This is a genomic window from Actinoplanes sp. NPDC021490, from assembly GCF_055562135.1.
The window spans coordinates 358,190-371,309 of sequence record NZ_JBVHFW010000004.1; the positions used below are offsets into that span (position 1 = coordinate 358,190).

At 70.9% G+C, this 13,120-nt stretch carries 15 protein-coding genes; 8 read left to right on the forward strand and 7 right to left on the reverse strand.

All coding sequences use genetic code 11. From position 1 onward, the window contains the following. The first annotated feature begins 85 nt into the window (after positions 1-85). Entirely contained in the window at positions 86-988 is a 903-nt protein-coding gene (locus tag ACZ3I4_RS13355) for a LysR family transcriptional regulator (RefSeq protein ID WP_465382159.1), read from the forward strand. 14 nt (positions 989-1,002) lie between these two features. Here the strand turns inward: ACZ3I4_RS13355 and ACZ3I4_RS13360 are convergent, their stop codons facing one another. From ACZ3I4_RS13360 to ACZ3I4_RS13375, 4 genes are read right to left on the reverse strand one after another with little or no spacing between them, the layout of a single operon-like run. Further along, complete coding sequence (locus ACZ3I4_RS13360) at positions 1,003-1,545, reverse strand: hypothetical protein (protein WP_465382160.1); 543 nt, start codon at positions 1,543-1,545, stop codon at positions 1,003-1,005. 30 nt (positions 1,546-1,575) lie between these two features. Next, positions 1,576-2,280 (reverse strand): hypothetical protein, encoded by a 705-nt coding sequence (locus ACZ3I4_RS13365; protein WP_465382161.1) that lies wholly within the window; start codon positions 2,278-2,280, stop codon positions 1,576-1,578. 42 nt (positions 2,281-2,322) lie between these two features. Further along, positions 2,323-3,786 (reverse strand): MutS-related protein, encoded by a 1,464-nt coding sequence (locus ACZ3I4_RS13370; protein ID WP_465382162.1) that lies wholly within the window; start codon positions 3,784-3,786, stop codon positions 2,323-2,325. Beyond that, entirely contained in the window at positions 3,783-5,318 is a 1,536-nt protein-coding gene (locus tag ACZ3I4_RS13375) for a MutS-related protein (protein ID WP_465382163.1), read from the reverse strand. Before ACZ3I4_RS13375 ends, ACZ3I4_RS13370 begins: the two co-directional genes overlap by 4 nt. Positions 5,319-5,529: 211 nt before the next feature. Between ACZ3I4_RS13375 and ACZ3I4_RS13380 the strand changes: the two genes are divergently transcribed. The 4 genes from ACZ3I4_RS13380 (at position 5,530) to ACZ3I4_RS13395 (ending at position 8,404) form a co-directional block, all read left to right on the forward strand. Continuing rightward, on the forward strand, positions 5,530-5,970 hold the full coding sequence (locus tag ACZ3I4_RS13380) for a MarR family winged helix-turn-helix transcriptional regulator (RefSeq protein WP_465382164.1): 441 nt from the start codon (positions 5,530-5,532) through the stop codon (positions 5,968-5,970). A 1-nt stretch (position 5,971) separates the two neighbouring features. Then, positions 5,972-6,943: a pirin family protein gene (locus ACZ3I4_RS13385; RefSeq protein WP_465382165.1), complete on the forward strand. Its 972-nt coding sequence runs from the start codon at positions 5,972-5,974 to the stop codon at positions 6,941-6,943. Positions 6,944-7,526: 583 nt separating this feature from the next. Beyond that, complete coding sequence (locus tag ACZ3I4_RS13390) at positions 7,527-8,135, forward strand: TetR/AcrR family transcriptional regulator (protein ID WP_465382166.1); 609 nt, start codon at positions 7,527-7,529, stop codon at positions 8,133-8,135. Between the two features lie 26 nt (positions 8,136-8,161). Then, positions 8,162-8,404, forward strand: a complete 243-nt coding sequence (locus ACZ3I4_RS13395; protein WP_465382167.1) for a hypothetical protein — start codon at positions 8,162-8,164, stop codon at positions 8,402-8,404. On the opposite strand, the gene ACZ3I4_RS13400 is transcribed toward ACZ3I4_RS13395, so the two are convergent. Next, positions 8,401-8,979: a hypothetical protein gene (locus ACZ3I4_RS13400; protein ID WP_465382168.1), complete on the reverse strand. Its 579-nt coding sequence runs from the start codon at positions 8,977-8,979 to the stop codon at positions 8,401-8,403. The two genes, ACZ3I4_RS13395 and ACZ3I4_RS13400, sit on opposite strands and share 4 nt — an antisense overlap. A gap of 90 nt (positions 8,980-9,069) precedes the next feature. Between ACZ3I4_RS13400 and ACZ3I4_RS13405 the strand changes: the two genes are divergently transcribed. Next, a complete protein-coding gene (locus tag ACZ3I4_RS13405; protein ID WP_465382169.1) occupies positions 9,070-10,128 on the forward strand; it encodes a protein-L-isoaspartate O-methyltransferase family protein in 1,059 nt (352 codons plus the stop codon). 1 nt (position 10,129) lies between these two features. Continuing rightward, positions 10,130-10,666 (forward strand): DUF6817 domain-containing protein, encoded by a 537-nt coding sequence (locus ACZ3I4_RS13410; RefSeq protein WP_465382170.1) that lies wholly within the window; start codon positions 10,130-10,132, stop codon positions 10,664-10,666. On the opposite strand, the gene ACZ3I4_RS13415 is transcribed toward ACZ3I4_RS13410, so the two are convergent. Beyond that, positions 10,653-12,233, reverse strand: coding sequence for a phospholipase D family protein (locus ACZ3I4_RS13415; protein ID WP_465382171.1), 1,581 nt, complete (start codon positions 12,231-12,233; stop codon positions 10,653-10,655). The genes ACZ3I4_RS13410 and ACZ3I4_RS13415 overlap by 14 nt on opposite strands. A 78-nt stretch (positions 12,234-12,311) precedes the next feature. Between ACZ3I4_RS13415 and ACZ3I4_RS13420 the strand changes: the two genes are divergently transcribed. Then, entirely contained in the window at positions 12,312-12,437 is a 126-nt protein-coding gene (locus tag ACZ3I4_RS13420) for a hypothetical protein (protein WP_465382172.1), read from the forward strand. On the opposite strand, the gene ACZ3I4_RS13425 is transcribed toward ACZ3I4_RS13420, so the two are convergent. Next, positions 12,427-13,092, reverse strand: coding sequence for a class I SAM-dependent methyltransferase (locus ACZ3I4_RS13425; protein ID WP_465382173.1), 666 nt, complete (start codon positions 13,090-13,092; stop codon positions 12,427-12,429). The two genes, ACZ3I4_RS13420 and ACZ3I4_RS13425, sit on opposite strands and share 11 nt — an antisense overlap. Between the last annotated feature and the right edge of the window lie 28 nt (positions 13,093-13,120).

The window sequence follows — 13,120 nt, forward strand, 5'->3', positions numbered from 1 at the left end:
GAGAATGTCATCGGCCCCGAGCGGGCGTCCAAGACCTGTTGCAGTAACCGCGATACCCTGGGGGCATCGCCGTACGGGAGGATCCATGGATCTGGACCTGCGCAAGTTGCGCTACTTCGTCGCCGTCGCCGACCGGCTGCATTTCGGCCGCGCCGCCGAGGAGCTGCACATCGCGCAGCCGGTGCTCAGCCGGCAGATCCGCGCCCTGGAACACGATCTCGGCAGCCCGCTGCTGATCCGGGACAGCCACGGCGTCGCGCTGACCGACGCCGGCCGGCAGTTGCTCACTGACGCCGGCCCGCTGCTGGCCTCCGCGGACGCGGTCCGCCGCCGGGTGGCCGTGGCCGCGCGCGGCGTCCAGCGGTTGATGGTCGGCTTCCGCGCGGGCATCACGGCCACCGCGGCGGTGCGCGAGTTCGCCCTCCGGCACCCGGACGTCCTCGTTGACCTGCAGCGGATCGAAGCCGACGACCAGGCCGCGATGCTGCTCGACAGCCGCATCGATGTCGGCTTCGTGCGGCTGCCCATCGACGGGACCGGCTTGCGCGTCATCCCGCTGTACACCGAGCCGCGGGTGGCGGTGCTGCCCGCCGGCCACCGGTTCGCCGGCAAGGAACAGATCACCGAGGCCGACCTGGCCGGTGAGCCGCTGCTCTGGCCGGCCGACCCGGGCACGCAGCCCACCAGACGCCCGCACCCCAACGCCGGATACCTGGTGCGCGGGGTGGACGAGACGCTCGAACATGTCGCGGCCGGCCGGGGCATCTCGTTCCTGGCCCGTTCGGCGACCGTGTTCTATGCACATCCGGAGGTCAGCTTCGTGCCCATCCCGGATCTGGCCCCCGAGCAGGTGTGCCTCGCCGTGCCGGCGCACACCTCACCGCTGGTCGACGATTTCGTCTCCGCGGCTCAGGCGACGTCCGAAACCACGGCCGAATGCGGGAATTACGAAATGTGGCAGCTGGGCGGCGACGCCGGCGCGCAGTGAGCACGATTTCAGGCTCACGCCGCCCAGAAGATTGTGCACTCGCCGTGATGCGCGGCCGCGCTGTAGAAGCTGGTCAGATCCGCATAGCGGTCGGCCAGCCGGATTCGGTAGGACTCGACCTGCTTATCCGTGAAGGTCGGCGTCACTATTCGCTCGGGCGGCAGCGGCTGCCGATACGTCGGCGATTCGAAGTCGTAGTCGATCCGGACCGTGTCCCGCTCGACCAGGGCCTCACGCAGATGAGGGGCGAGTGTGGCGAAGGGCGTCCGCTCGAGCAGCGCAGCCACCTCCGCCACCTGACGGGGGTCCAGGCAGCGCGAATCGCCCGCGGCCCCAAACGCGGTCTGCTCGTCGGGAAACAGCGTCCCGGACCGGAACGGGTTGACCCGGAAGCCCGCGGCTGCGAACAGCGGCCTGAACAGTTTCCATTCCCAGTCGAGTTCGAGCCGCGTCGAGCCGTCGAACGATGTCACCCGGTCGTACGCGGTTGACGGGTCGGCCCCGATCTCGTCCCGCAGTTCCGGTGAAAGCCGGATGACGTCGCCGAGCAGGCTCATCCCTCACCCTCCTGGAGTGGAACAGCAGTTTCAGCCGAAGTGGTTGGCGGCGGTGCGGAGCAGGTGCCAGGACAGGGCGCTCAGAGTCCCGGTGGCGATCAGCGCGAGGAACAGCAGAGGCCAGGCCCGCCAGAGGCGTCGGGTGGTGGCCTGCCACGCGAGGATGGCCAGCGGGACGATAACCAGGACCAGTTCTGCGGCGATCATGCCGTTGAGGAACAGCGGCCACGGTGGCGACAGGCCGATCTCCTGCCAGCCCTGACCGGACAGCAATCCGCAGGCCGCTCCGGCGGCTAGCGCAGCGGTCGGGGCCGGGGCGGTGCGTGACGCGTGGCCCAGCAGGCCCAATACTGGTCCGGCGAGCACCGAGATCAGCAGCCAGGCCGCGGTGGTGACGGCCAGCGAACGCAAGGCGAACCCGTCCGCGGAGGAACCGTCGACCAGCGTGCCGCCGCTCCAGCGGCGGCTCACAAACAGGATCAGCAGGTAGTAGACGAGCGTGGCCGACACCAGCAGCGCGGTCGCGCCCGTTGCCGCGCCCCGGCGGCCGGTGGCTGTCCAGCCGGCCAGCAACGCCGCCGAACCCCAGGCCAGACCGCTGCTGACCACCGCGATCGCGACCTGCCCGGCGGCGCCGTCGAGGGCGTCGGCCGCGAACGCCAGCAGGCCGAGCAGAACGCCCGTCAGCACGATCACGGCCCGGCGGGCGGGACGCCGCACCATGACGTTGACCAAGCTCGACCTCCCCCGGGCCGGTCACGGTACCAAGAAGCCGGCCTACGGCCAGAGGTCGGCGCCGTAACTGGTGGCCTGGGGTGCGGCCTCGTGCAGGCGGAAGGAGCGCCCGCCGTCGGTGTCGCGTTCGGCCCGCAGGAACAGGGCGGGGAAGCGCTCGCGGTCGGGGTAGCAGCTGGTGGCCAGCTCGTGCAGGTGGGTGACGAACACGACGGTGACGTCCGCTTCGGTCAGGGCGTCGACGATGTGGCGGGCGATGGCCGAGCCTTCGCGCTCGTTGGTGGACTGGAACGACTCGTTGCACAGCAGCACGCTGTGCGGGGCCAGGACATCGGCGATCTGCGACATCCGCCGCAGTTCCTCGTCGAACTTGCCGCTGGTCAGGGAGTCGTCCTCGTCGGTGGTGAAGTGGGTGAACACGCCGGTCCGGGCCGAGGTCGTGAACGCGGTGGCGGCGACGAACGTGCCGGCGGCCGCCATCAGCTGGGCCAGGCCCACGCTGCGCAGGAAGGTGGACTTCCCGCCCCGGTTGGCGCCGGTCACCATGATCAGCGACCGGCCGTCGGCGTCCAGGTCGTTGGTGACCACCGGCTGGTCGAGACGCAGTTGCAGGCCCGGGTCGTACAGGCCGCGGGCGTTGAAGACGCGTGCTCCGGGGTCCTGGACGGACGGTAGGCAGACCGCCGCGCCGCGTCCGGTCAGCGCCCGGTGCAGGTTGAGCGAGGCGACATAGAAGGCCGCCTCGGTGCGCAGCGCAGTGAAGAACGCCAGCACGCTGCGGGCGGACCGGTCGGCGGCGTCGGCCAGGCCGGCCAGCGCCTGGTCCTGCAGCGAGCTCAGCGCCCGGTGGCCGGCCTCGTCGCCGTAGGGAACCTTGTAGGTCGCGGTGGGCAGGCTGGTCCGGCCGCCGCGACGGAACAGGCCGCGGGCCTGACGGGCCGGTCGGCGGATGGTGAACGCCTCGCTCTGATTTCCGGTGCCGAGCCGGGCCGAGACGAGGATGGTGCCGCCGAGCTTGAGCCGGTTGAGCCAGTCTTCGGCCGACTTCACGTACTCCTCGTCGAGTTGCTTGTCGACCAGCGCGAAGAACTGCCGGAAGCCGGCCGACGACACGCCTGATCGGTGACGCTCGGCCAGGGTGCGCAGCTCGCGCAGCAGCGGGAGGAACGACGTCAGGGTCACCATCGACTGATTGAGCAGCGTTTCCGGCGTGTCGAAGAAGACCGCCCGTACGGCCTTGTTCCGAGCTTCGAGGGCGCGTCCGGCCAGGTCGTACAGTTCCCGGGCCAGGCCGGGTTCGCGCAGGCAGTCGGCCAGGATCTCCTGCCGGTAGGCCACATGCGAGTGGTGCGGCGGGGACGCCAGCAGCAGGCTGCGAGCCGTGTCTTCCAGCACCGGGTCGCCGGCGGCCATCGCGTCGATCACCGTGGACAGGCCGAGATCGTCGGTCGTCTGCCCGGCGAGAGGGCGCTCGGAGGAGCCGGCGAACAGCAGTCCTGGCTTCATGTGCCGGCCTCGAGACGGGTGCGCAGTTGTTCGTGGGTGAGGCCGTACTTGGCGGCGAGGGCGAGCGCATGCGCCTCACCGTCGGCGCGGCCCCGGGCCACGGTGAAGGTTCGCCGGGTCACGTCGTGCTCGTCGACGCCGGTGACCAGCGAGACGACCCGCGGGTCCAAGGTCGACAGCTCGTCGATGAAGGTGACGCACACGCCGGTCGCGTCCGCCTCCAGGACGGCCCGGAGCACGTCGATGCTCATCGTGCGGGCGTCCGCGAACGTGGTCGAGCTGAACATCTCGTTGAGGATCACCACCGACCGCGCGGTCGCCCTGGCCAGCAGCCCGATCATGCGGGTGACCTCGTCCTCGAGCCGGCTGCGCAGGTCGCCGGCGCGGTCGCCCCGGTCGAAGTGGGTCAGGATCGAGTCCGGCGCGTGCAGGGCCGCGAACCGTCCCGGCACCGGCAGGCCCAGCGCGGCCAGGTGGTAGAGCTGCCCGACGGTGCGGGCGAAGGTCGTCTTGCCGCCCTGATTGGGGCCGGTGACCACCAGCATCCGCTCGTCCCCGTCGAGCGCGACGTCGTTGGTGATCGGCCGCTGCCCGGACGCTACGAGGGTGTGCGCCAGCAGGACGTCGAACGTGTCCGCGACCTCGAGCCGGTGCGCCGCGGACATGCCGGGGACGCAGAACGGCAGACCGGCCTGCCGGATCGAGGCGATGAAGTCGAGCCAGGCCAGCGCGAACCGCAGCTCGCGTTCCACCACGTCGATCGACGGGTGCCGGACGGTGCGGTGCTGATCCAGGAACTGCTCCAGGAACTGCGAGACTCGGTCGAACACGTCGGGGAACAGCTGCACGACCAGATCGAGGATCACCTGGTGCATCTGGTTCATCTCGGCCCCGGCGCGCAGGTCGAACTCGTGCGGTGAGACCTCGCCGGGGCCGAAGCGCTCGAAGGCCGCGACGGTGGCGGCGCCCAGGTCCTCCTGTTCGTCGAACGGCCCGGCCGTGATGGCGTCGCCGGTGATGGACAGCGTGTACCGCAGGTCGGCGAGTTCGGCCAGCAGGGCCCGGGCGCCGGCGGCCATGTGGGCGAAGCCGGGGCTCGCACGGTATCGGCGCAGCCACGTCAGCCAGGCCTGCAAGCCCGCCGAGGCGAGGGCCGTGTTTTCCAGCGTGGTGGTGACCGTGTCGATGACGTCGGCGTACGAGGCGACGGCGTTCAGCCGCCACCGTTGCGCCTGCTGCCGATGGGACACCCGGGATGCGGCGTTGAACTGCTGCTCGCACCGGGTGAGACCGTCGGCGAACGCCTGCACGGCCGAGCGCACCCGATCATCCCCCAGGTCGGCGAACACCGCCTGCCGTCGTTCGATGGCAGGCACGTCGTCGAGGCGGGCGTGGAAGGCCGGTTCGAGGTTGTGCCGCTCCCGCCCGGCCAGCACCGCGCCGACGAGCTGGTCGAGCTGCAGATCGGGGAAGTAGTCCGGCTGCGGCGCCTCGTCGGCCAGCGCGAACAGGCCGGGAAAGTGATCATCCACGGGTGGGACCTGGCCTGGGCGCACCACTGGAATGCTACGTGGCGCGCGGTCGCGGAACCGCCGGTTCGGTGCCGTGCGGGCGCTACGGCCCTGGGTGGCACCCAGGTCGCCGAGGCCCCCGGTTCCGTCCCGGTGCTGTTGGGGGAGCCGACGAGGCGTACGTGAGCATCGGCACTTGTTATTTCAGATTTGAAAGAGTTAGAGTTCCCGTATGGCCGACCCGCTGAGCGACACCCAGCAGATTGCGTGGCGCACCTTCATCGAGAGCTCGTGGGCATTGCACACGCACCTCGAGGACGAACTGCGCGCGCAGACCGGCCTGAGCATGAATGATTACCACGTCCTGGTCGTGCTGTCCGAGGCCCCCGAACGCCGGCTGCGCATGGGGGAGCTCGCGGGACGCCTGGTCTTCTCGCCCAGTCGCATCACCTACCAGATCAGCTCGATGGTCAAGCGTGGCCTCGTGCGCAAGCAGCCCTGTCCCGAGGACGGCCGCGGTCAAGAGGCCGTGCTCACCGACGAGGGTCTGCTCGCGCTCGAAACCGCTGCCCCTCTCCATCTCATCACCGTTCGCGACAGCTTCATCGATCGGCTCGATCCCGACGAGCTCGCCGTGATCGGCCGCGTGTTCGACAAAGTGAGAAAGGCCTGAGATGCCCGCGATTACCGTCGACGACGTCCTGGTGCTGCCGCGGCTGCCGCAGCTCGACCCCGCCACCACCAGCTTCCGGCCGATCCGCCGCCTGACCACCGCCCCCGGCGGCTACGAGGGCGAGGGCTTCCCGGTACGCCGCGCGTTCGCCGGGGTGCCGCTCAACGAGCTCGACCCGTTCATCCACCTCGACCAGATGGGCGAGGTCGACTACGCGCCGGGCGAACCCAAGGGCACGCCGTGGCACCCGCACCGCGGCTTCGAGACGGTGACCTACATGATCGACGGGATCATGGACCACCAGGACTCGCTGGGCAGCGGCGGCACGATCGCCAACGGCGACACCCAGTGGATGACCGCCGGCCAGGGCATCCTGCACATCGAGGCCCCGCCCGAGCACCTGGTCACCAGCGGCGGCCTGTTCCACGGCCTGCAACTGTGGGTCAACCTGCCCCGCGCCGCCAAGATGATCACCCCGAAGTACCAGGACATCCGCGGCCGCGAGTCCGGCCTGCTGACCACCCCCGACGGCGGCAGCCTGATCCGGGTCATCGCGGGCGAGATCGCCGGACACGCCGGCCCCGGTTCCACCTTCACCCCGATCAACCTGGCCCACGTCACGCTGCAGCCCGGCGCCCGCCTCGACCTGCCCTGGCAGCCCGACTACAACGCGCTGGTCTACGTGCTGGCCGGCCGGGGCACGGTCGGCACCGAACAGCGCCCGATCGAAATCGGCCAGCTGGCCGCCCACGGCAAGGGCGACGCCCTCCGGGTCACCGCCGACGCCACCCAGGACTCGAACATCCCGGCCATGGAGCTGTTCATCATGGGCGGCCGCCCGATCCGCGAGCCGGTCGCGCACTACGGCCCATTCGTCATGAACACCCAGGCCGAGCTCAAGCAGGCCTTCGAAGACTTCCAGAAGGGCAGGCTGGGCGTCATCCCCGCCGAACGCCTCCCGCACACCGACTGACCACTTCCCGCACACCGGTTGACCATCTCCCGCACATCGATTGACCGGCGTTCCCCCGCGAAGCCCGCTCCCCATGTTGGGGGCGGGCTTCCGGCTTTCAAGACCACGATTTCGTACGCCTTGTCGACCGCTTCAACCGCATTGGGGCGGAACCGGGGGTGCCGGCGACCGGGTGCAACGCGAGGCCGTAGCGCCCGCACGGCACCGAACCGGTGGTTTCAGTAACGCCGCGTTTCTGGATACACTGTGTATCTGAATGTGGGTCGCCGGGTCTGCTCGGGGCTGCGGCTCAGGGCGCCCGTCGGGCGCGGGCGCAGCAGATGTCCATCGGGCTCGGCGGCGGCGTGTTCGGCGTGGCCGTGGCGGCGTGTCGGGCGTGGCCGTGGCGGCGTGGCGGGCGTGGCCGGCGTGGCGGGCGCCAGCGTGGCGAGTGTGGCCAGCGTGGCCGGTGTGGCCAGCGTGGCCAGCGTGGCGGGCGTGGCCAGCGTGGCGGGCGTGGCCAGCGTGGCGGCGTGGCGCGGCTTCGCCGGTTTGAGTGACGGGGTGAATCCAGAAACGCGGTGTATCTGAAAGGGGGTGCGGGGTGGCACGACTGACGCGGACGCAGCTTCAGAACCAGACTCACGACCGGCTTTTAGCTGCGGGCTATGAGGTGTTTCTGCGGCGTGGCTATGTGGCCGCGACCCTCGATGACGTGGCGATCAAGGCGGGCGTCACGCGCGGCGCGGTTTACAAGCACTTCGGTGGCAAGGAAGGGCTGTGGCACGCCCTGGTCGACGCCCGGGCCGGGGCCGTGGTCGGCGCGCTGAGGGAGGCCGTGACCGGGGCGCGAAGCCGCGACGAGTTGCTGGCCGCGCTGAACCCCGGCCGGGCCATGGACGATCCGGACGCGGCCGGGTGGGCGCTCGTGTCGGCCGAGGCCGTGGCTGTTCTGACCGGGCGGCCCGAGCACGCCGCTCGACTCGGTCAGGCGCAGGCGCTGCTCGATCGCGAACTGACCCGCCTGCTCACCGACGCCTGCGAGCGACTCGGCCTGTGTCCGGCGATGCCCGTTCCGCAGCTCGTCACCGCCTGGGGTGCGCTCGGTGGCGGGCTGATGCTGCGCCGGGCGACCGATGACCGGATCGATGTCGGCTCCGTCGCCGCGGGTGTCTTGGCCGCACTCCTGCCGCCGGCCGGGACGAGAGGGTGACGATGGCGACGCACGGCAGTGGGTTCATGGGCTGGCTTCGGCGGCGGTTCTGGGCCTTCGGCGGGGTCGCCGACGCGGTTTCGCACGCCGACACCGGGCCTTATGCGGGTGCTCCCCGCAATCCCGAACTGCGCGTGGGCGACGAGAAGACGTACTCGACCATCGTCTATGTGGCCGAGGAAGCCGCCGCCTCAACGGACTGGCTCGAGCAGTCGCAGATGCGCGCCGCGATCCGGGCCCGCGCCCGGGCGCGCCGCAACGTTGTCTAGAGCAGCCGGGTGATGGCTTCGGCGTCGGGGTCGCCGGTCCGGTCGGCGATCTCGCAGAAACGCCATTCGGTGTCCCCGCGCACCAGCGTCATGGTCAGGACCGTGGCCGGCAGCTCGGGCCGGTCCTCCAGCCAGATCGTCTTCGCCGACGGGCTGAGGCTGCTGTGACCCTGGACCACTACCGGTTCGGCGGGGCGCGACACGGTGGCCTCCACGGTCACGCGGGAGCCGGGCGACGACGGGCCGGTGACCGAGGTCAGCACCGCCGGGCTCGTGCGGACCATGGCGTCGGTCTCGACCAGCGATCCCAGTTCCGCGGCCAGCGCGTCACGGCTCGCGCAACCGGGGGCGGCGATCACGGCGGCGAGGGCCGGGTCGGGGTTGGCCAGCAGCCATTGCCCGTACGAGACCATCGAACCGACGATCGCCGGCCAGTCGGAACCGGTGTTCTCGACGACCGGTGCGGGCGCCGCCGCGACCGGGGTGACCGCGGGGCGGGGCCGGGCCGAGGCGCTCGTGCCCGCGCAGCCGCCCAGGGTGGCGACGGCGACGGCGAGCAGAACGGAGAGGCGCACGGCATTCCGATCGGTGCACGCCGGGCGGCGATGAGTGCGACCGGGTTGCCGACGGGTTGCCACCGGCCCGGCCGGCTCTATGGTGAGGGGGTGGGCGGGCCGAGGAAGGGCTTTGTCGATCGGATCCGGCACGGAGGCATGGTCCTCTCGCCGCGGCTGGCCGCTGCCTTCGCCGAGGTGCCCCGCGAGGCGTTCGTCCCCGACGGGTTCCAGCGCCGCGACGGCACCTGGGCCAAACCGGCCGACCCCGACTTCCTCGACATCGTCTACAGCGACGACGTCCTGGTCACCAAGGTCGACGGCCGTACGCCGGTCAGTTCGTCGAGCCAGCCGTCGCTGATGGCGATCATGATCGAGAGCCTGGCCGTCCGGCCGGGCATGACGGTGCTCGAGATCGGGACGGGCACCGGCTACAACGCGGCGCTGCTGGCCGCGATGGGCGCGCGGGTCGTCAGCATCGACGTGCAGGAGGACGTGGTCGACCGGGCTCGCGCCGCGCTGGCCCGCACCGGCAACGGGCAGGTGCAGGTGGAGCTGGGCGACGGCTATGCGGGCCGGCCCGACCTGCACATCGATCGGGTCATCGTCACCGTGGGCATCGCCGGCGTCTCGCCGCACTGGCAGACCCCGATCGTGGCCCCGGTCGAGCACGCGGGCACCCAACCTGTCCTCAAGGTGGCCGGCGATTACCGCGCGCGCGTCGTCACCCCGGCCGGTTTCATGGTCGCCGCCGGCCCGCTGACCGCCGTCCACCCGTCCCCGTCGCCCGCCCCGCCCGGCACGATCAAGAACTTCCGCCCGTACGGGGAAAGCCGTTTTCATCCGCCGCTGGATCCGCTCGCATATCGGGATCTCTGGTATGCGGCCGGGGTCTGGCATCGCCGGGCGACGCTCGCCGCCGTGCCCGGTCACGAGCAGAGTTGCCTGACGCTGCTCGACGAGGACCGCACCGGCGGCGCGGCCGTGCTGCCCGACGGCAGCATCAGCGCCGGGGGTGCGCACGCCGCCGCCTATGCCGGCGACGCGGCCGCGATCCTCGACCGCTGGCTGGACGAGGGCCGGCCGCCGATGGGCGCGTGGCGCATAGGTCTCGCCCCGGGCGGTGACCCGGAAGCGCCCATTCTGATGCCGCACACCTGGGAGCTGTGACATGAGCCGTGCCGACGACGTCCGCGCGTGGCTGCGGGAGCGGGGCGCCGAGTCGATTCCGCACGCCGGCGGTTCGCTCTACGAGCACCTCGGCCGGGTCCACGCCCGGCTCGCCGGGCACGGGCGGAGCGAGGACGAACAGCTCGCCGGTCTCACGCATGCGGCGTACGGGACGGACGGTTTTCCGGTTGTGCTGCTCGACGTGACGGAACGGGCGCGGCTGCGCGAACTGATCGGGCCCGCGGCGGAGGCCATGGTCTATCGGTACGGCGGCTGCGACCGGGACCGCACCTGGCGGGCGCTGTCCCGGACCCAGACGGTGTGGAGCCGCTTCACCGGGCACGCCGAGTCGCCGACACCGGCCGAGCTGCGCGCCTTCGCCGACCTGAGCATCGTCAACGAGCTGGACGTCTTCGAACGCTCCGAGGAGATCGCGGCGAAGGCGGGCGGCTACTTCCGGTCGGTGTTCCCGACGTGGGCGCCCCTGGCATCGCCGTCCGTGATGGAAGACTGCCGGCGGGTCCTCACCATCTATTAGCCAGGCGGTCCCGCCAGCGCCGGCCGTCCGGGTCGTAGGCCAGGCGATAGGCCGGGCCGGCCCACCAGCGCTGATACCAGGCCAGCCGTTCCGGCGAATGCGGCATGAGCCGGCCCGGCGGTCGCGGCCCGGTGCGTCCCGCGTCGTGCCACTTCTGCAGGGCGTCGGCCGCGTTGGTCATTTCCCGTACGACGTCGGCCGGATCGAGCAGGTCGTCGTCGTCGTCGGTGCGGCACAGATGCTCGCGGGTCAGCGCCAGCCGCAGGTCACGCGGGAACCGGCGAGCCTCGTCGCCCAGCCCGGCCGGGTCGTTGGGCGAGCGGTCGTCGCGCGTGTCGTCGAGGATCGCGTTGGACAGCTCGCTGTCATGCGTCCACGAGCGACGGTTGAAGTTGTCGCTGCCCACGCTGCACCACACGTCGTCGACCACGCAGACCTTGGCGTGCACGTAGATCGGCGTGCCGGCCTCGTTCTCGAGGTCGAAGATGTGCACGCGGTCGGGCGCGGCGCTGGTGCAGAGCTCGATCGCCTTCTCGCGGCCGATCTGGTTGGGCGGCAGCGCGAAGGCGCCGTCCACGTCGGGGTGCCGCGGCACGACGGCGATCAGATGCAGGTCGGGGTGGGCCCGCAGGGCGTCGGCGAACAGCTGGGCCACCTCGGTCGACCACAAATATTGGTCTTCCAGATAGATGAGCCGCCGGGCCCGTTTGATCGCCTTGGTGTAACCGCGGGCGATGCTCTGCTCCCCGTTGGGCGCGAAGTCGTACCTGGGACGCATCGCCGGATAGGTCCGCAGCGTCTGCACCGCGAGCGTGCCGCACTCGGGCGGGTCGGGCGGCTGCGGCGGCAGCTTGTCGGCGCTCATGTCGGCGTGCTGCAGCTTGTCGGTGATCGTGGAGATCGGGCCGTGCTGGTCGAGGTCGTCCGGTTCGTTCCACCGCTCGCGGAACGTCAGGTCGAGCACGCCCACGACCGGCCCGCGCAGGGCCAGCTGCACGTCGTGCCACGGCGGGTTCGGCCCGTACGCCTTGGCCATGGCCACCGGCTGCGGATCGCCGAGGTGCCGTTCGTCGTCACGCCGGCTGTGACACAGGTCGATGCCGCCCGCGAAGGCCACGTCGAGTTCGGGCCGGCCCGGGTGCCGCAGCACGACGAGCTTCTGGTGGTGCGAGCCCCCACGGCGTACGCGCTGATCGAGCAGAACCTCGCCGCCGGCCTCGCGGATCGCCTCGCTGAGGTTGCGGTTCTCTTCCTCGCTGTAGGCGAGCTTGTCGAGGTGCGAGCGCCACAGCAGGCCCTTGACGACCACGCCACGGCGGGCCGCCGCGCTGAACAGCTCGGCGATCGTCGGGCCGTCGTCGCGCATCTTCTCGTCCGGGTCGCCCCGCCAGTCGGTGAAGAACAGGTGGTCACCCTCGCGGAGGCTTTCCACCTCCGTCACCAGACGGTCAAAATATGTTTTGCCGTGAATAAGTGGTTCGGCCGCGTTTCCGGTGCACCACGTGGGTATGGAGGAGTTCGGGTTGCCGCGCTCCTCTGTACTGAGAAACCAGTCCGGAATTGGCACGCCCTGAATCTAAGACGCCAGCCCGCCGTGCGCACCCCCGGGGTGCGACGCGCCACACCCCTCCGGAGGGATCAAGCCATGAGCAGCGAGCCGATCATGACCACGACCGACGTCGACACCGCTGCCTCTGCGGAAAAGGGGCTGCTCATCGCGATGCTGCTGCTCGTCCTGATGGGCGTCGGCGCCATGTTGCTCATGGTTTAGTGGCTCGCAGGGCCAGGGTGGTGGGCACCGGACCGCCGCCCTCCGAGAAGCCGGTCAGCGTCAGGCCCGCGTCCAGTACGGCCTGAAGAAGCACCGGCAGGGGGAAATGTGTCGCGCCGACCCGGTTGCGCACCCCCTCGGTCGTCCAGGAATCCTTCGTCCAGTGACCGTCGAGATAGCCCGGCCTGATCACCACGGCTTGGGGATCGCTGCGATCGGCGAACCCGCCGCAGAAGGCCGGATGCACTCCCACGTGGACAAAGGTGCCGCCCGGCCGCAGCACGCGGCCGACCTCCCGCAGCACGGCCGGATAGTCCGGCATGTCGGTGTGCACCAGCATCGCGATCACGGCGGGCACGGCATCGTCGCGGACCGGCAGACGGGTGGCATCGGCCCGGGCCACCGGCAGGCGGTCTTTCCCGTACGCCAGCATGCCCGCCGACAGATCCACCCCGAGCGGCGTCCAGCCCAGGTCGCGAACCTGAGCCGCGTGGACGCCCGTGCCACAGCCGACCTCGAGGCAGAGCCCCCGCCCCGTCCCGAGCAGCTCATCGAGTTGCCGCCGGATGCCGATCGGGTCGCCCGGCCGGCTCGCCGGCAGAAAGTCGTTCTCGTACCAGTCCGCGATCTCGTCGTACGCCGCCACCGGAGTCATACCGCCATGGTGCCCGCGGCGGCCGCCC

Bases quoted from the DNA above. Each gene is read 5' to 3' on its own strand.
- ACZ3I4_RS13420 (WP_465382172.1), top strand. From the start codon at position 12,312: ATGAGCAGCGAGCCGATCATGACCACGACCGACGTCGACACCGCTGCC.
- ACZ3I4_RS13410 (WP_465382170.1), top strand. From the start codon at position 10,130: ATGAGCCGTGCCGACGACGTCCGCGCGTGGCTGCGGGAGCGGGGCGCC.
- ACZ3I4_RS13395 (WP_465382167.1), top strand. From the start codon at position 8,162: ATGGGCTGGCTTCGGCGGCGGTTCTGGGCCTTCGGCGGGGTCGCCGAC.
- ACZ3I4_RS13355 (WP_465382159.1), top strand. From the start codon at position 86: ATGGATCTGGACCTGCGCAAGTTGCGCTACTTCGTCGCCGTCGCCGAC.
- ACZ3I4_RS13425 (WP_465382173.1), bottom strand. From the start codon at position 13,092: ATGACTCCGGTGGCGGCGTACGACGAGATCGCGGACTGGTACGAGAAC.
- ACZ3I4_RS13360 (WP_465382160.1), bottom strand. From the start codon at position 1,545: ATGAGCCTGCTCGGCGACGTCATCCGGCTTTCACCGGAACTGCGGGAC.
- ACZ3I4_RS13385 (WP_465382165.1), top strand. From the start codon at position 5,972: ATGCCCGCGATTACCGTCGACGACGTCCTGGTGCTGCCGCGGCTGCCG.
- ACZ3I4_RS13380 (WP_465382164.1), top strand. From the start codon at position 5,530: ATGGCCGACCCGCTGAGCGACACCCAGCAGATTGCGTGGCGCACCTTC.
- ACZ3I4_RS13370 (WP_465382162.1), bottom strand. From the start codon at position 3,786: ATGAAGCCAGGACTGCTGTTCGCCGGCTCCTCCGAGCGCCCTCTCGCC.